A 16,571-nucleotide genomic window follows, 5' to 3' on the forward strand; every position below is an offset into this window, starting at 1 on the left:
TTACTATGGAAACGGATGCGGATGTGGATTTAATTGTTCATTTGTTAAAGGTTCATTTGTATACCCAAGTGTCATCGGTACAGTATACACTCTATCCAGTCCTGTAACCCGAGTGAGATGGTGACCGAACGTCATCGGTAGCATACCTGGAATAATGACTTTTACACAATGTAATCCGTTTTTTTCTATAAGAGGTACTGTTTGATTTACAACGATTACTTCAAGTCCAGTTTGCTCTAGACGGTTTAAAAGTTGATGAAGATCGGATGTTAAATCTAGATCAACTGATTGTAATACATTCATTTCTTGGAACGATTGCACCGGAGCATCGTCACGTAAAAGGAAGTGAAGACGTTCTTCTGCTTTTTTCAATCCGTACAACATACTATGGTCTCCCATTTGGCTAACGAGATAAGGGTCTTGTAAGCAGTTTTCGTAGTGCTCTCTTTTTTGTTCGAGCTCATCGTCTGTTATGAGTAACATGCCTGCTATTTCGTGAATGGCACTCTTTAAAGCACGGACGGGATCCAAATGAGAGCCTCCAGCACAAACAACGTTCATTCCATGTTCACGCGTATTTTTCGCAATTACCCATAAGCTCGGGATACCGTGTTCCATCGTTGCGTTAAAAGCATACAATTCATAACCGGTAATCGTGTACAGCCGCTGGATCATTAATTGTAATTCCGTATCATTTGCTGAACTAAGATCAAGGCGGGGAAGAGGTAATTCAGCATACCAAGTGAGCAAAAAGGCGTCACGCTCTACAACTTCTAAAATGCCGTGAAAAATTGCTTCTTCTAAGCTACCACCAATGGCACAGCCATTTGATGTTTCATATACGTAAGCATCTCGATGACCGAGGCTATAATAAGCGATTGATTCAGGAACTAAAATCGTCCGGTTTTGTGACAATGAATATCCCCATACCCAGTTTTGTTCATAGTCAGGATCAAACGGTTTAAATGGAAAACCATCACGATTATAATGTTCATTTGTATGTACACCGAGCGTAAGGGGATTTAGTGCATAATCCTCTAAATCATGAAAACTACCATGCACATTTGTCTTTTTTCCTCGAGGTGACATACCACAATATCGTTCTAAACCTTCTAAAATGGCAGTTGCTTCACTTATTGCAAATGAAAGAGTTCGGCCTGCAACCCCTTCATTTCCAAACATTAATGGCATGTTTATAATAACGTCAGCAAATGGTAGTAAAGAATGTTGCATTTTTCCGTTCAACATACCGACGCGGTAATCTAAATAATCTCTCGTTAAAAATGTGTTTAGTTCATGAATGGAACGACAGCGATATGTTGCATCATTTGTTTTTAAGCTCGGTTGTAATGAAATCGCTGCTGCATCTGCCGTGTCATCAGGTAAATTGCTACATACAGGGCAGAGCGGATCTGGAAGAAAAGAATGCCGCGTACATTGCAGTGTTTGTAAGTTTAGTAAAATGAGTTCATTTTCTAAAGAAGAATGAGTATGAGTTAATATTTTCTCTGTTTCTGCGCAAATAAGATGGCACATTTGCAGAATGCCATTTTGGGTGGCACGTACATCACGCCTCGTTACGTTTTCTTCCTTTACCGCATATTTTCGTTGTAGCTCCCACATTTCTTTTTGATCAAATCCAGCGATAAAGCGTCGTCCATCGGCACAATGAGTACATCCCGCTGCAAGAGGATGAATATAAGGACCGATAACCCCTTCACCAAATGAAGTAAAACCACGTAGCCACGGAATATGATTTGACCGGAAAGTTAGCTCAGCGTCATGATGAATCGTAGAAGGAGAGCCGTCGTGTAATATGAGAGCGAGGTCGATATTTTCAGGGATTTCGTCTGCAATTGTGTGTTGGCGAATGATGGAATATTGTTTGCATAATTGATCATGTACATAGTCTGCAAGAAGGCCATCTCCTATAAGTAATATATTTTGAGTCATAGACTATCCTCCTTTGCAATTAATACCCCGTACACACCATCTAAGTTTTCTTTCAAAAATGATTCAATCGCTAAATCAAACACGAATGGATAAAAATGATGTTCTTCTAAATGTTGCAAGGCAAGCTGTAATGATTGCACACCTGGAATTTCTTTTTCCGCTTGTATTTCCACTCTAAAAGAATCCGTGTCATATAAAATAATAGATGATTCAGGCAAAATATTAGTTCTGTAAGGAGCCTCTTCATTTTGAATATGAAGAAGCGATAGTTGTAGTGCGTTTCGTAACGCTAACGTCATATTAATATTAGATGCACCATACCATCGATCATGTATACCAACCCAAACGACTGGAAAGCTGAGAATATCTTCACCCATTGCGATTTTAGGTGTTTCGTGAATTGTAGCGAGGGCATCGTAATAAAATCTACAATGTTTATCATGAATTTCGGTTAAGTCGACCGTCGTAATTTCTTCTAGCATATGTGATTGTCGTTCATACAATTTGTGATTTAAATGTTGTTGTAGTGCTCGGTATACCCCCTCTGTCATCGTTTCTCCAGCGCCAATACCGATATCGGTATGTTCAGGGATAAGGCGGTGCATAATTTCTGCTACGTATGTTTCAATTCCTACTAAACCAGCTTCTCGGCGCGCTTCGTTATGAGTCAAACCAGCGCAAGTCATAAGAGGCAGGAGGGAAGTTGGACCATCTGATAGCGGTGTAGCTACTTGAATATTGCATTGTGATAATGGCAATTGATATAAATCTTGTTCATCCCATACATGGAATATACCAGCTTCTTTAGAAGTTAATGAATCGAAAAAACGGAATAATTCAGTTGAAGTATGTTGGCTAGACCGATGCTCAAGTTGTTCAGAAAGGTCTTCTATCGTATCAATTGTAAAACTTTCATCAGTTGCGAGAGGGTGTTTTATAAAAGGATGCCATGCTCCTTCGAGTGTTTCATAATTTAATAAAAAGAATTGTGGATCCTTTTCTCGATGTGAATCATCAGCAACGTGCTTAAATAATTCAAAAACGATTATATTTGCTAGCATTGCAGATGTAATAGGAGAGAAGGCGGCTGATGAATTTTCATTTTGTAAAGTCGTTTCATGTAGCCGATGCCATGCGGATTCCCAGCATTCTTCACGATTAGCCATTACGACAGGACCAGCTATACCAAGTGTTGATAAACAGACGGCTGGTATAAAGTTCTTTCCTACTTCCTTGCAAATCGTGTGAGCTGCTCTTAGGCCATCAATATCTCCATTTTGAGAAACGTACAAAATCCAGTCGAAAGGCTCGAACACTTCATGCAGAGGACGATCAATTGTCGTATCTATTTCTTGAACAAGTACAGTATCATCCACTTCATGTGCAAGTTCTATTAGCTCATGAATGCGGTCGTAATTCGTTTCTTCATAATCTGTCACAAGGTAATGAAAGGTAGGTAATCCGGATTCTAATAAAGAAGAAACTAAGGAAGTAAGCATATCTCCAGAACCAATTATAAGGACATTCGCTTTGCGGTACGTTTCGAATTTTAATGCGCCTGAATGAGAATCTGCTTCTAGAAATTCAATTTGCGAAGCGTATCTATCAAGTAATGCGCTGTTTAATTCGTGAGGTGCGTCTTGACTTACATCACGGACAAAGCCATTTGTATATAAAATCTCTCCAATTTCAAGTACACGATTTTGATAGGGAAGAGGGAGACCATCCGTTATTTCTGCTAAAGAATAATTACCGTTAAACATCGGCATTAATTTTTCAATCCAATTATAAATTCCATCACCGTCCATACGAAATGAACTGGCGTTATTTCGAAAATAGACACCCCCGTTTGAGTCGGGAAGGAAGAAGGTATCCTTATTTGCTTTCAATTTTGCATGAATTGGAAGGTTACTCATTTTAATCCTCCTTACGTTATAGGCATACATTATTAGCTTATGTCATGCGATTTGTCCTGTATGAACGAAAAAAAGGCTGTAGAATGATGTATTCTACAGCCTTTATATAATAGATTATTAATCTATCAACCTTCTAATAATAATGATTTTGGATCTTCAAGCATATCTTTAACAGCAACAAGGAAGCTAACTGCTTCTTTACCATCAACGATACGGTGATCGTAAGATAAAGCGATGTACATCATTGGGCGGTTTTCCATACGTTCGTTATCAATTGCAACAGGACGTACTTGGATTTTGTGCATTCCTAAAATACCAACTTGTGGGCTGTTTAGGATCGGTGTTGACATTAGAGAACCGAACACGCCACCGTTTGTAATTGTAAATGTACCACCTTGTAGTTCTTTTAATGAAAGTTTGTTGTCACGTGCTTTTTTACCTAATTCACGAATTTCGCTTTCGATTTCAGCGAAGTTTAATTGGTTCGCATCGCGTACAACTGGAACAACTAATCCATCTGGAGCTGCTACTGCAATACCGATATCATAGAATTTTTTAATGATAAGCTCGTCACCTTGAATTTCAGCATTTAATAATGGGAATTGTTTTAATGCTGCAACAACTGCTTTTGTGAAGAATGACATGAAACCAAGACGTACATCATGTTTTTTCTCAAAAGCGTCTTTACGCTCTTTACGTAATTCCATGATTGCAGTCATATCAACTTCGTTAAATGTTGTTAACATTGCAGATGTTTGTTGAACTTCTACAAGGCGTTTTGCAATTGTTTGACGGCGGCGGGACATTTTCACGCGCTCAACTGGTTTTTCAAATTCAGTTTTTGCAACTGGAGCAGGAGCTGGACTTTTTGGAGCAGCTGGTGCTTCTTTTGGTGCTGCAGCATGAGCTTGTACATCGTGTGGTCTCACACGTCCAAGTGGATCTGTGCTACGTACGTCGTTTAAGTCGATTCCTAATTCACGAGCCATTTTTCTAGCAGCTGGTGATGCGATAGGACGGTTTGTATTTGGTAAACCTTGTAAAGCTGCAGTTTGTTCAGCACTTGGTGCCGCAGCTTTTGGTGCTTCAGTTGTTTCTTGTTTCGGTTGCTCAGCAGCCGGTGCAGGCGTACTTACTGCAACTGGTGCTCCGTTTGCATCTAAAATTGCGATAGTTGCGCCAACTTCAACTGTATCCCCAGGTTCACCTAGTAACTTCGATACAATACCTGAATCTTCTGCAATGATTTCTACATTGACTTTATCAGTTTCAAGCTCAACAACGCTGCCACCTTTCTCAACTTTGTCGCCTACGTTGATAAGCCATTGTGAGATAGTTCCTTCAGTAATAGATTCTGCAAGCTCAGGTACTTTAATTTCGATCATTTTAAATGTCCTCCCCTTATTTGCCTAACGGTGTGTTTTTTCTTCTTTTGTCTTCGGTAATCTCCATTTGTTAGCTCGCCTTGGGCAGATATTCTGCCCAGGGCGGGCTAGAAACCTTCATTGTTACTTTTTAGTTGCTGTAAACTTCAATTTCTTGTTTATCTTGACGGAAGTTATACTTCACATCTAAAGCGTGTGCAACAATTAGTTCTTGCTCAGCTTTGTGAGCGAATGGATCGCCGCCAGATGGGCTAGAGCGATCTGGGCGTCCGATGTAACCTGTTTTCACTTTATCTCCAGCTAGTTCGAACAGAATTGGAGCCATGTAATGCCATGCGCCCATATTACGAGGTTCTTCTTGAACCCAAATAATTTCTTCTAAGTTTTTAAAGCGTTTAATAATAGATTGAACTTTCTCAGCAGGGAATGGGTACAGTTGCTCAATACGAACGATATGAACTTCATCTAAGTTGTACTCGTGTTTACCAGACTCAATTTCTGCAGCTAAGTCAATCGCCATTTTACCTGTACTTAAAACAAGACGTTTTACTTTGTTTGGTTTTGTACCAAGGTTTTCTTGTTCTAAAGCAGGTTGGAAACGTCCTTCGCTTAACTGATTAGCAGTTGAAAGCGTAAGTGGGTGACGTAATAAACTCTTCGGCGTCATCAATACTAATGGTCGAACAGCTTCTGTTCCTAAGATAGATGCTTGACGACGTAAAATATGGAAGTATTGTGCCGCACTCGTTAAGTTTGCAACTGTCCAGTTGTTCTCAGCAGCTAACTGTAAAAATCGCTCTGGACGTGCACTAGAGTGCTCTGGCCCTTGACCTTCATAACCGTGTGGTAATAGAAGAACTAAACCAGATTTTTGACCCCATTTTGCTCTTCCAGCTGAAACATATTGATCAAATAATGCTTGCGCAGTATTTGAGAAGTCACCATATTGCGCTTCCCACATAACAAGCGTTTCTGGAGCGAATACGTTATAACCATACTCGTAACCAACAACAGCAGCTTCTGATAACGGACTGTTATGAACAGAGAATGAAGCGTTGATGTTTGGTAAGCGATGTAATGGTGAATATGTTTCATTTGTATCAGTATCGTGTAATACGATGTGACGATGCGCGAATGTACCACGTTGTGAATCTTGACCAGTTAAACGAATTGGCGTACCTTCTTGTAAAATAGAAGCGAATGCTAATGACTCAGCAAGTGCCCATTCAATTTTACCGTTCTCTTCAAGAGCGTCTTTACGGCGCTCAAGAATTTTCTTCACTTTCGGATATACGTTAAAGCCTTCTGGCCAAGATAGTAGACCTTCATTAATTGCACGAAGTGAATCAAGTTCAACACCAGTATCAATTGACTGAATGCCCTTTGCAACAACATCTGGTACTTTAACGTGAATTGTTGCATCGCTCGTATCAGCTGGTGGTACTTGTGCATAGTCAGATTTTAATTGTTCTTGTGTAAACTGAGTAATTGTTTCAATTTCATCTGCATTTAGAACACCAGCAGCTTGTAATTGATCTGCATAAATTGCTCTTACAGTTGGGTGATTTTTAATCTTTTTGTACACTTGTGGTTGTGTAACTGCTGGGTCATCCATTTCGTTATGACCGTAGCGGCGGTAACCAATTAAATCGATTAAGAAATCTTTTTTGAACAACATGCGATATTGAATTGCAAGATTAGCAGCAGCAAGACAAGCTTCTGGATCATCAGCATTGACGTGAACAATCGGGATATCGAAACCTTTTGCAAGGTCACTTGAATATTTCGTAGAACGAGAATCATAGCTATCAGTCGTAAAACCAACTGCATTGTTTGCAATAACATGAATTGTTCCGCCTGTTTGATACGCGTTCAATCTGCTTAAGTTTAGTGTCTCAGATACAATTCCTTGACCAGGGAATGCAGCATCACCGTGAACTAAAATTACGAATGATTTTGAAGTATCTTGTTCTGGAAGACCAGATTTTTTACGATTTTCTTGAGCCGCACGTGCGAAACCTTCTACAACAGGATTAACGAACTCAAGGTGACTTGGGTTATTTGCTAATGTAACGCGAGTGCTAACTTCCTCGTTACTAACGACTTGTTCTCTACCTAAATGGTATTTTACGTCGCCAGTCCAGCCAGAATTTGCTACTGCGCCTTCTATTTTTGCATGTTTGAACTCGGCAAACATGTGACTATATGGTTTTTCTAATACGTGTGCAAGTACGCTTAGACGACCGCGGTGAGCCATACCGATCATGACATCTTCTACGCCGTTTTTAGCACCTTCTAGCACAATTTCATCTAGAACAGGTACAAGCATATCAACGCCCTCGATAGAGAAACGCTTTTGCCCAACGAATGTTTTATGCAAGAATTGCTCGAAACCTTCAACAGCTGTTAAACGTTTTAAAAGAGCAGTTCGTTTTTTATTTGATAGTGGTTGACGCAATGAATTTGATTCCACCATTTGATGCAACCACGCGCGTTCTTCACTATCTTGTATATGAGAAAATTCATAAGCTAAAGTTTGTGTATACACTTCTTTTAATCTATGAATTACATCAAGTGCAGTGTGAATACCTTCTGGTGCATCTTGCCATACTGTTTTTGCTGGAATCGCTTTCAAATCAGCATCGCTCAGTTCGTTCATTGCTTTCTCAAGAAGAGATTGTCCATTTGCAGCATCTTCCATCGGATTGATGTGAGCCAACGTATGCCCGAAAGAACGAATCTGTTCAACAAGTTGAACGACTTTAAGAATTTTTTCAATGTTACCTGTGTTTTGAGGAGAAAAATGTGTTGCTGTGTTGTCCCCTGTTACGACATCATCTTGAAACGAAGGAGCTCCAAAAATTTCAAAAAGCTCTTGTAATTCCGGATCAACAGAACCTGCTCCAGTTACGTAAAGATCATACTGTTCAATAACATAACCAAGGTTCGGACCGTGGAACTTGGCCCAAGGGTTTGTCGTTGTATTCTTCCTCGTCATTTGTTTAAACCTCCCAATGCATATAATCCTTTTTCCATACAAAAAGGTGCATTTTGCTCTTTTCAATAATTGATGAACCAATAATCAATGTAAATGTTTTTCTTTACTCTTATGTTATTACAATAATTTACATAATACCAAACACTATTACTTATCTGTTTTGTAAAAAAACATTCACAATAACTTATCACCCAAGTTAATCTTTCATGTTATAAAGTAATTTTACAGAAAAATAGGGTGGATATATTTGGTATACCTATACAAATAACTAAAATTGTTGCATGTAAATATAAGTATAATAGTTAGAATGTTTTGATAAAAATAAGTTCGAATTATGTATATTGAAATAATAAGCGCTTTCATTGATATTATACAACAATATAACGGAATATAGTATAAAAAATAAAAAATTATGAATTTATCGTAAACTTTATTTAGATAGTGTTAAATATTGAAAGGAAAGTGAAGGATTTCTACAAAAAAAGTTGCTAAACATAAAAAATGCTTCATAAACAGTTAGTTTCTATAAATATGACGAAAAACAGCGTAAAACCAATAACGTATTTCGTGGAATAAAGGGATAAATGAAATATTTTAAAAGGATAAAACAAATATGGAGATATTAAATTTTTAAAAAAGAGAGGTGGAGATATAGTAACAGTTATTTACATTGTTCCATGTTTCATTACAAAATAGACGTGCTGAAATTGAAAAAGTTTCTTCTATATAAATAGCGTGAATAATAATTAAAATGAATGTAAAGGAAACTTGACGTAAAGTTTCCTTTACGTATATACTTGGTATAAGGGAGGAGGGAGAAATTTCCTTGGAAAATAAAATGGTCGAATACCGAAAAAAATTTGGACTATCTCAAGAAAAATTGGCTGAGAAACTTGGCGTTTCCAGACAAACCATCATTTCAATTGAAAAAGGAAAATACGATCCGTCACTTCCGTTAGCATTTGAAATCGCGAAAACATTTCAGACGACGATAGAACATGTATTTATTTATGAAGGAAAAGAAGGGGAGGAATAAAGATGAACTATTCACAAAAGTACTTCGTTATCATGGGAATTATCTTTCTATTTATGAGTGGATTTATGATCCTAACAGGAATAATGACGCATTCTGCACCACCAACTCCAACTTATACAGTGCTTACGATGATGATCATGTGCTTTTGCTTAAGCTACTTACATCCGCAATTTAAAGAAAAAGACGAGCGGATGAAATTAATTCGTTATAAAGGCATGTTCTTCAGCTTTTTTGCATTAACAGCGTATTATCTTCTTTTCTCTATTGGCTTAAACTTAAATGTTATTACACTATCTGCAGTTGAACTACTGAACATACTTATGGCACTCACGATGAGTACCGTCTTTATCTCGTTTGTTGTTTTGGCAAAAAGATATTAAGATGGAAGAGAGAAAGGAAGATTAACATATGCAAATGATGTATGCTTTTGGCATTGGGCTTGTATTATTTTTAGCCGTATTCTTATTTATTCGGAAAGACGTGCAAGGTGGGACGTTAACGAAACGAGGCTTTTATAAAATGATCGGCTGTTTAGTTGTTATGTTTATAGCGATTATCGTCATGATCGTTTTAATAAATCGGTCACTATAGAATATAAAAATGGAACCTTACAGCAGTAAGGTTTTTCTCTTTTTTTGTAAAATCCGAAAATTCCTACTAAATCCATTTACTGTATATAATGGATATTATATAATTTAATAAAATGATAGATAGGGAGAAGAGTATATGAATAAAAAAACTATCTTCTTTTTATTAACATGCCTACTACTTATAGCTAGTATTACTTATATAATATGTAACAAACGAGAACAAGTGCCACCTATGTTAGTATGGGAGGGGCAAGAATACTACATAACAAATGAACCGGCTAAAGCAGAAGAAGTGGGGCAAAGGCTAGGAGAAATAACAAAGAAAATTGAAACAAGTGAAAAACCTATTAAAAATAGTGAATCCAACATATTAAGCGAAAAAACAGAAGTATTCACATTGATAGAAGAAGAGGGGAATCCTCACTCACCCTTAATCATAAAGGAGCTTTATAGTGACGAGTATAGAGTAGTAAGGCCGATGTTAAAGGTACTATAAAATAAAAAGGAGATCTATATGCAAACAGTAACTTCATATCCATGGTCATTAAGAAAAATGTTTGTTTTTTTCCTTTGCTTCATCCTTCCACCAATCGGCGCTATTTATATTTTGAGGAATAGAGAAGCACTACAAAAGAGAGACTTCATTTTATATGTATTATTTGCTGCTATTAATATATCGTTTTGGTTATCGCTTATGATTTTTGATCGGAGTATGTGGATGGTAGCGGGGCATTATGGGCTTGGAGCAATTGTTATTAGTGTTTCGAATATGAATAAGAGATAGGCCAGCAATCTTAAAGTTGCTGGTTTTTATTTTGCTATTTATAATGAAGAAACAAATTTTTAATAGAGAGTAGTGACGTTATGAGATGGAAAGAGGGAACGTTTGAAAAAATAGAAACGAATGACGCATCTGTTGCGCAACTTGTAAACACGTTTAAGGAACAAAACTTAAATGGTGGCGCAATAATAAGCTGTTTTAAAGTACATAACGAAAATTTTTTCAAAGAAATACCACATTCGAAAGAGGGGCATGAACACTTCTTTAGAAGAATATTTAACTCTTTAGATATAATCAATAGCTTAGAAGAGTTAAAAATACATACGTCACAAAAATATAAGTTTCATTTTAAAGAGCAATGGGCAGTCATGCTTGATGGTAGCATTGCCGCTCAAATTTTGTGGGGCGGAGCATATGAAGCATTTAAGGAACGACCAGTTATCGCAAAACAATTAGCAGTTAATGTATGTCAATATATGTTCCAAGATCGATACGAAGATATTAAAGTGTTCGAAAGCTATCGCCCTTGGACAGATTGGTTTTACGATGTTGCGTGGGATATTACTTGGATGGTGTTAGATAGTAAGGAGCAGAAAATGTGGTTAGTTTGTGCTACTGATACGGATTGATAGATGGGAGAAGTTTTATGCCAATGGTCTTTGCTAGTGCTTTTAGCAAAGATAGAGGTGGTGACTAGAAAATCGTTGCAGATGATAACTTGAAAGAAGTATTGTTTGCCAATGCGAAGTCTTTGGAGAAGAGGTTTGGTGGGAAGTGATTGATTTAGATAAAAAAGAGAAGCCATATCACGTAGAAAGTTGATATGATTTCTCTTTTTTTATGACCCCGGAGAGGCTCGAACTCACGACCTCCACCCTGTCAAGGTGGCGCTCTCCCTGCTGAGCTACGGGATCTTCAAAAATACTTATGTAATAGCATCTTTAATCATTATGTTAAAGCAATTATATAAAATTAACTGAAATTTTACAATATTTTTTGTGGTAAGTTTTAAAAGGGGAATCATATGCAATTATGCGAGTAGTATCTGAAGGGATAATAATGAGAAAAAACTTAGTAGGATGTAGCGGTCGTATTATTTAAGATATTTATCCAAAGGGTTTTCATCGTTTAAATCAACAAGTAAAGGACATAGGAATAATAGAGGTAGAGCGGCATTAGCATGATGAAAGGTGTCATTAGATAGATACTGCCTCCCAAAACAATACGGACAATCTTTTTCAAATGTCACGAGTATCGACCATACATCTTTTACTTTCCATTTCGTTTTACAATACGTACAACGCGCCATGGAGTTCCTCCTCATTATAAGTTTTCTTCTAGTATATTCCATTCTATTGTACGAAAGTCATTTGTATTTGGTGTGATAAAATGTAAGTTGTTTTATTTTTATGTGAGTTTATTTAGTTATTTATGATCCTTTACATATCGTTTGCTATTTTTGCAGGATGATAGATTTTCAGTTTCAATATGCAAACTGGCCAATATATCCTTTTTACAATTTACTTAAAATCATGTATAACAGAGATACAAGATTATTTTACCCCGCTATTTGCGGGCAGTAAGATCCACCTCAAAACTCAGCGAAAGCAAAGAGGTTAGGTGGGGGATGAAGCCCCCCACTGATTAAAGTTTCACTTTATAATTATTCAGAAGTAGAGGGAGAATTATTGTAATGGTAAGGAAAACGTTCAAGATGCGCGTATCTAAAAATAGAACGATTTCAATTAATGGCTCAATTCTTGATGTGGATGTTACACATGATGAGTTTTTGCAAGAGTTTGTTGAGTGGGTCGATTCTAAAGGTTGGTCGTTTATGGGGATGACAGATGAGATTACACCTGAGGAAGCTAGTCAAAATTTAATTGATTCATTAATTGATGAGAAGGATAAGAAAGAATAATTCTTTCTTATTTTTTATTGTATATTTATGTTATTTATCGTAAAAGTATGATATAGTAAAAAACAGTGAATATTCTTCCAATTTAATACAAATTACATATAGATTGGTATATTCAGTTTTTAAGCTGTGAGAGTATAGTGAAAAGGGAGAGTCATATGGTAAATTTTAAGAAAATTTTGGCTTTTATTACCGTTATTTGTTTATTTTTTTTGACACCTATGACGTTACGTGCTGAGACGAATGTTGGAGTGAATCCAGAACAAGTGGCACCACCACCTAAGGAAGGGCCAAATGTTTTTAGTCAGTTTGCAACTACGATTGATGCGAAAACTGGAGATATTTTGTATGATAAAAACGCACATCATCGTGCATTTCCGGCTAGTATGACGAAAGTGTTAACGGCGATTTTACTTATGGAGCATACGAAGCCAGAGGATCAATTTACGTTTTCACAATTAGCATTAGATCAAGAGAAGAGTAATTATCAAATTGAGTTTCAACCTGGTGAGACGATTAATAGAAATACTGCACTTATGATTTTAATGGTGCTAAGTGCGAATGATGTGTCATATGCAATCGCAGAGCGTATTGGCGGAAGTGTTGAGAATTTCGCTAATATGATGAATGAGAGAGCGAAGCAATTAGGGGCTACCGATAGTCATTTTGTAACACCAAATGGATTGCATGATCCGAACCATTATACTACACCATATGATATGGCTATGATTACGAGAGGTGTGCAAAAGTACCCTGAGATTTTGCAAGCGATGAATACGAAAAGGACGACAGTTACGACATCTAGGCAGACGGTGTCTATTTTTAATAAATCTACTTATTTTGAAAATCCATTTAGTATTGGCGGTAAGACAGGTTTTACAAATGAAGCGCGCAATACGCTCGTTCTATTAAATGAGAAGGATGGAAATCGTATTATAAATGTAGTAATGGCTTCTCAAAGACCTGAAATTTATGAAGATTTAAAGCAGATGGCGGACTATTCTTTTGGTCAATTTGTGAAGCAAACTGTACTAGATAAACATAGTTGGCATCAAAAGACAACGTATTTAAATAAAGATATTGATAGCGAGCTTGAAAAAAGTGCAGAAGTGATGCTTAAGAAAGATGAAGGAAAAAATGTGAGGACGATTTTCCGTGCGGCTTCATTAGATAAAGATTCTTTGTATCATAAAGGAATTCATCGTGGTGAGGTAGTTGGGGCAGTTGATATCACGAAGAATAATCAAACAATTGCGACGGTTAATGTTCTTTCTAAAGAAGATGTTACTTTTGCAATGCCTAAAAAAGATACGATCGAGCCTGAAGTAAACGAATCAAACGTGAAAATAATAAGTATTGGAATAGGTGCTGCCATATTATTTGGAGCCATTTTATTTGTAGTGCTACGCCGAAATACAAAAGGAATGAAATCAGAAGAAAAATAAATTACTAGTTTAAAGGGCTGTGAAGAGAATTTGTCACAGTCCTTTTTTATATTTAAAATAACTAATAATTGTAAATTTTCTTATTGCATTTCCGTTTCGTTCGTTATATTATTTATTTGTGTTCTCGTTAAAGAACGAGAGTGAATATTGCATACTTCAAATAATATAAAACAACGGAGAGGGAGAGAAACGATGAAATTAATTTGGAAGGTGATTAGCAACGTTATCTCATTTGTTTTATTTGCATTAATGATTTGCTTAGCTTTTGTAGTTATTTCTTCAAAAGCGAGCGGTGGGGATCCAACGGTGATGGGATATCAATTTAAATCAGTGTTATCAGGATCGATGGAACCAACATTTTTAACAGGGTCAATCATTGCGATAGAACCGACAAAAGATGGCTCTAAATATCAAAAAGGTGATGTTATTACTTTTAAAGAGAAAGATGAAAAAATTATCACTCACCGTATTATCGGTGTGAAAGATACAAATGGAAAAGTAATGTATGAAACAAAAGGGGATAACAACAATGGCCCTGATTTAGAACCAGTACTTGCGGATAATGTCATTGGGAAATATGCAGATATTACAGTTCCTTATGCAGGGTATGCATTAAATTATGCGAATTCAAAAGCTGGAGCTGCTTTACTTCTTATTATTCCAGGAATCTTTTTACTAGGCTATTCAGCGATTACTATTTTTAGTGCGATTCGTAGCATTGATGGAGAAAAGAAAGAGAAAAAAGTAGAACAATCCGTCTAGTTATTTTGGTTATAGTTTCCTATTAGGAAATTAACAAATATATATTAAGGGGATATGGACATGACTTTAAAGAAAAAATTAGGAATGGGTATCGCATCAGCAGTATTAGGGGCTGCATTAGTTGGTGGAGGAACATTTGCATACTTTAGTGATAAAGAAGTGTCAAATAATACATTTGCGTCTGGGACACTTGACTTAGCGCTGAACCCTTCAACAATTGTGAAAGTGGATAATTTAAAACCAGGTGATACAATTGAAAAAGAATTTAAATTAGAGAATAAAGGTACATTAGATATTAAAAAAGTATTATTAACTACAGAATATGATGTAGAAGATGTGAAGAAAGATAATAAGAGAGACTTTGGTGAAGACATTGAAGTAGTTTTCTTAAAAAATATTGATAAAAAAGATGAAGTAATTAAGAGAACGACATTAAAAGATTTGCAGAGTCAAACAGTGACTGCTGCAGAAAATGATATAGTAAGTTGGTTATGGCCTGAGAAAGGCATTAAAGCGGGAACTAACGATTCATTTAAAGTGAAATTCCGCTTTATTGAAAGAAATGCACCTCAAAATGAATTCCAAGGCGATAAACTTCAATTAAAATGGACATTTGAAGCGCAACAAGGCGATGGAGTGGAGAAAAAATAAGCAGAAAAAGAGACTATCAAAAATGATAGTCTCCTTTTCTGTTAAAAGGGAAATGTAAAAAGAAAGATAATTTCTTATATCATTTTATAATTCACTTTATTATAATAAAGATATAGTTCTTGATAAAGAACGAGTTGTTCGATAGGAGAGATTAAAATGCTGAAGCAACCTCGTAAATTCAAAAAGATGCTTATATTGCCATGTTTGTGTTCTATTACTTTTTATTTAGGCTCTCAAATGATGACTTATACAGAAGCAGCTTTCATTCATAAAACGAAAGTAGAGGCCACTATTTCTACAGCAAGTATTTTTCCGAAAACAGTTGATCAATTAATAGAACAAGCTAAGCAGCATAAGGAAGTTATTTTGCATGAGTACGAAGGGATGAAATCAAAATTAACTGTTAGATCCACTCAGGAATTAGAACAGGCGCTTGTTATATGGAAGCAAGGGCGTGAGAAGATAGCTACTGAGAGAGAATCGTTACAAAAAGTATATAAATCAATAGAAGAACCTTATAATCAAGTACAAGAAGAGTTAAAAGGAAATGGAACTGAATCGAATAAGCAAGTATTCTCGTATGTGAATGCTGGCTTCCAAATAGTAAAAGACAACTGTCAGTATGTCGATAAAGAAGTAAATTTACAGGCGATCGATAAACAAATTCAAGATTTTGAGAAGTTACTAGTAGATGAAACAGCAAAACAAGTGAGTGAGGCTGAGAAACAAAAGGAATTAGAAGAGAGTAAGAAACAAGAGGAAGCGAAAAAACTAGAAGAGAGTAAGAAACAAGAGGAAGCGAAAAAACTAGAAGAGAGTAAGAAACAAGAGGAAGCGAAAAAACTAGAAGAGAGTAAGAAACAAGAAGAAGCGAAAAAACTAGAAGAGAAGAAGAAACAAGAAGAAGCGAGAAAGCTAGAAGAGAAGAAGAAACAAGAGGAAGCAAAAAAGCAAGAAGAGAGTAAGAAACAAGAATAGCAATTAAAATGCAGTAACATATAGAGCGAATAGTGGTTATAAAGCCGAGTAGGTGAGAGAATATTGCGACTCACCTATTCGGCGTGCCCTCTTTATTTTAACAATCTACGTCAAAAAAAAGATATGAGAAAATTAATTGGCAATATGATGGTGAAGAT

General features: G+C 36.4%; 16 protein-coding genes and 1 tRNA gene. 11 read left to right on the top strand and 6 right to left on the bottom strand.

Annotated features, from left to right (window positions below; all coding sequences use genetic code 11):
* Positions 1-3: 3 nt before the first annotated feature.
* From ACTFRN_RS08200 to odhA, 4 genes are all read right to left on the bottom strand, one after another.
* Complete coding sequence (locus ACTFRN_RS08200) at positions 4-1,953, bottom strand: TOMM precursor leader peptide-binding protein (protein WP_000192977.1); 1,950 nt, start codon at positions 1,951-1,953, stop codon at positions 4-6.
* The gene (locus ACTFRN_RS08205) at positions 1,950-3,869 is read right to left on the bottom strand and encodes a putative thiazole-containing bacteriocin maturation protein (RefSeq protein WP_074567598.1); all 1,920 of its coding nucleotides are present in this window, start codon (positions 3,867-3,869) and stop codon (positions 1,950-1,952) included. The genes ACTFRN_RS08200 and ACTFRN_RS08205 overlap by 4 nt, the downstream gene beginning before the upstream one ends.
* 125 nt (positions 3,870-3,994) lie before the next feature.
* Positions 3,995-5,254 (bottom strand): 2-oxoglutarate dehydrogenase complex dihydrolipoyllysine-residue succinyltransferase, encoded by a 1,260-nt coding sequence (odhB, locus tag ACTFRN_RS08210; protein ID WP_049111714.1) that lies wholly within the window; start codon positions 5,252-5,254, stop codon positions 3,995-3,997.
* A gap of 130 nt (positions 5,255-5,384) precedes the next feature.
* Entirely contained in the window at positions 5,385-8,252 is a 2,868-nt protein-coding gene (gene odhA / locus ACTFRN_RS08215) for a 2-oxoglutarate dehydrogenase E1 component (RefSeq protein ID WP_000197152.1), read from the bottom strand.
* An 826-nt stretch (positions 8,253-9,078) separates the two neighbouring features.
* On the opposite strand from odhA, the gene ACTFRN_RS08220 reads away from it, so the two are divergent.
* The 6 genes from ACTFRN_RS08220 to ACTFRN_RS08245 all read left to right on the top strand — a co-directional run bounded on the left by ACTFRN_RS08220 (position 9,079) and on the right by ACTFRN_RS08245 (position 11,288).
* Positions 9,079-9,288, top strand: coding sequence for a helix-turn-helix transcriptional regulator (locus tag ACTFRN_RS08220; RefSeq protein WP_000428510.1), 210 nt, complete (start codon positions 9,079-9,081; stop codon positions 9,286-9,288).
* A 2-nt stretch (positions 9,289-9,290) separates the two neighbouring features.
* On the top strand, positions 9,291-9,668 hold the full coding sequence (locus tag ACTFRN_RS08225; RefSeq protein WP_074567597.1) for a permease: 378 nt from the start codon (positions 9,291-9,293) through the stop codon (positions 9,666-9,668).
* 28 nt (positions 9,669-9,696) lie between these two features.
* Positions 9,697-9,879, top strand: a complete 183-nt coding sequence (locus ACTFRN_RS08230; RefSeq protein WP_001178301.1) for a DUF3976 domain-containing protein — start codon at positions 9,697-9,699, stop codon at positions 9,877-9,879.
* A 135-nt stretch (positions 9,880-10,014) separates the two neighbouring features.
* Positions 10,015-10,374 carry a hypothetical protein gene (locus tag ACTFRN_RS08235; protein ID WP_014893204.1) on the top strand — a complete coding sequence of 120 codons (360 nt, stop codon included), beginning with the start codon at positions 10,015-10,017 and terminating at the stop codon, positions 10,372-10,374.
* An 18-nt stretch (positions 10,375-10,392) separates the two neighbouring features.
* Positions 10,393-10,662 carry a hypothetical protein gene (locus ACTFRN_RS08240; RefSeq protein ID WP_124878242.1) on the top strand — a complete coding sequence of 90 codons (270 nt, stop codon included), beginning with the start codon at positions 10,393-10,395 and terminating at the stop codon, positions 10,660-10,662.
* An 80-nt stretch (positions 10,663-10,742) separates the two neighbouring features.
* Positions 10,743-11,288 carry a hypothetical protein gene (locus ACTFRN_RS08245; protein WP_074567596.1) on the top strand — a complete coding sequence of 182 codons (546 nt, stop codon included), beginning with the start codon at positions 10,743-10,745 and terminating at the stop codon, positions 11,286-11,288.
* Positions 11,289-11,500: 212 nt separating this feature from the next.
* Here the strand turns inward: ACTFRN_RS08245 and ACTFRN_RS08250 are convergent.
* Positions 11,501-11,573: transfer RNA gene (locus ACTFRN_RS08250), tRNA-Val, on the bottom strand.
* A 179-nt stretch (positions 11,574-11,752) separates the two neighbouring features.
* Entirely contained in the window at positions 11,753-11,968 is a 216-nt protein-coding gene (locus ACTFRN_RS08255; RefSeq protein ID WP_049111720.1) for a hypothetical protein, read from the bottom strand.
* A 384-nt stretch (positions 11,969-12,352) separates the two neighbouring features.
* Between ACTFRN_RS08255 and ACTFRN_RS08260 the strand changes: the two genes are divergently transcribed.
* The 5 genes from ACTFRN_RS08260 to ACTFRN_RS08280 all read left to right on the top strand — a co-directional run bounded on the left by ACTFRN_RS08260 (position 12,353) and on the right by ACTFRN_RS08280 (position 16,413).
* Positions 12,353-12,580, top strand: a complete 228-nt coding sequence (locus ACTFRN_RS08260) for a hypothetical protein (protein ID WP_000251858.1) — start codon at positions 12,353-12,355, stop codon at positions 12,578-12,580.
* Positions 12,581-12,735: 155 nt separating this feature from the next.
* Positions 12,736-14,022, top strand: a complete 1,287-nt coding sequence (locus ACTFRN_RS08265) for a D-alanyl-D-alanine carboxypeptidase family protein (protein ID WP_000247008.1) — start codon at positions 12,736-12,738, stop codon at positions 14,020-14,022.
* 192 nt (positions 14,023-14,214) lie between these two features.
* A complete protein-coding gene (sipW, locus tag ACTFRN_RS08270; RefSeq protein ID WP_000767807.1) occupies positions 14,215-14,784 on the top strand; it encodes a signal peptidase I SipW in 570 nt (189 codons plus the stop codon).
* A gap of 60 nt (positions 14,785-14,844) precedes the next feature.
* On the top strand, positions 14,845-15,435 hold the full coding sequence (locus tag ACTFRN_RS08275; RefSeq protein ID WP_000172845.1) for a TasA family protein: 591 nt from the start codon (positions 14,845-14,847) through the stop codon (positions 15,433-15,435).
* A 156-nt stretch (positions 15,436-15,591) separates the two neighbouring features.
* Complete coding sequence (locus ACTFRN_RS08280) at positions 15,592-16,413, top strand: DUF4047 domain-containing protein (protein WP_088106556.1); 822 nt, start codon at positions 15,592-15,594, stop codon at positions 16,411-16,413.
* Positions 16,414-16,571 lie beyond the last annotated feature (158 nt).

The organism is Bacillus cereus group sp. MYBK245-2, assembly GCF_051916145.1.
In the GTDB taxonomy this organism is placed as follows: Bacteria; Bacillota; Bacilli; order Bacillales; family Bacillaceae_G; genus Bacillus_A; species Bacillus_A pacificus.

Excerpts from the sequence above, each read along its gene's own strand:
- odhA (WP_000197152.1), bottom strand. The coding sequence starts at position 8,252 with ATGACGAGGAAGAATACAACGACAAACCCTTGGGCCAAGTTCCACGGT.
- ACTFRN_RS08205 (WP_074567598.1), bottom strand. The coding sequence starts at position 3,869 with ATGAGTAACCTTCCAATTCATGCAAAATTGAAAGCAAATAAGGATACC.
- ACTFRN_RS08235 (WP_014893204.1), top strand. The coding sequence starts at position 10,015 with ATGAATAAAAAAACTATCTTCTTTTTATTAACATGCCTACTACTTATA.
- ACTFRN_RS08275 (WP_000172845.1), top strand. The coding sequence starts at position 14,845 with ATGACTTTAAAGAAAAAATTAGGAATGGGTATCGCATCAGCAGTATTA.
- ACTFRN_RS08230 (WP_001178301.1), top strand. The coding sequence starts at position 9,697 with ATGCAAATGATGTATGCTTTTGGCATTGGGCTTGTATTATTTTTAGCC.
- ACTFRN_RS08245 (WP_074567596.1), top strand. The coding sequence starts at position 10,743 with ATGAGATGGAAAGAGGGAACGTTTGAAAAAATAGAAACGAATGACGCA.
- ACTFRN_RS08225 (WP_074567597.1), top strand. The coding sequence starts at position 9,291 with ATGAACTATTCACAAAAGTACTTCGTTATCATGGGAATTATCTTTCTA.
- ACTFRN_RS08240 (WP_124878242.1), top strand. The coding sequence starts at position 10,393 with ATGCAAACAGTAACTTCATATCCATGGTCATTAAGAAAAATGTTTGTT.
- sipW (WP_000767807.1), top strand. The coding sequence starts at position 14,215 with ATGAAATTAATTTGGAAGGTGATTAGCAACGTTATCTCATTTGTTTTA.
- ACTFRN_RS08255 (WP_049111720.1), bottom strand. The coding sequence starts at position 11,968 with ATGGCGCGTTGTACGTATTGTAAAACGAAATGGAAAGTAAAAGATGTA.
- ACTFRN_RS08200 (WP_000192977.1), bottom strand. The coding sequence starts at position 1,953 with ATGACTCAAAATATATTACTTATAGGAGATGGCCTTCTTGCAGACTAT.
- ACTFRN_RS08280 (WP_088106556.1), top strand. The coding sequence starts at position 15,592 with ATGCTGAAGCAACCTCGTAAATTCAAAAAGATGCTTATATTGCCATGT.
- ACTFRN_RS08265 (WP_000247008.1), top strand. The coding sequence starts at position 12,736 with ATGGTAAATTTTAAGAAAATTTTGGCTTTTATTACCGTTATTTGTTTA.
- ACTFRN_RS08260 (WP_000251858.1), top strand. The coding sequence starts at position 12,353 with ATGGTAAGGAAAACGTTCAAGATGCGCGTATCTAAAAATAGAACGATT.
- odhB (WP_049111714.1), bottom strand. The coding sequence starts at position 5,254 with ATGATCGAAATTAAAGTACCTGAGCTTGCAGAATCTATTACTGAAGGA.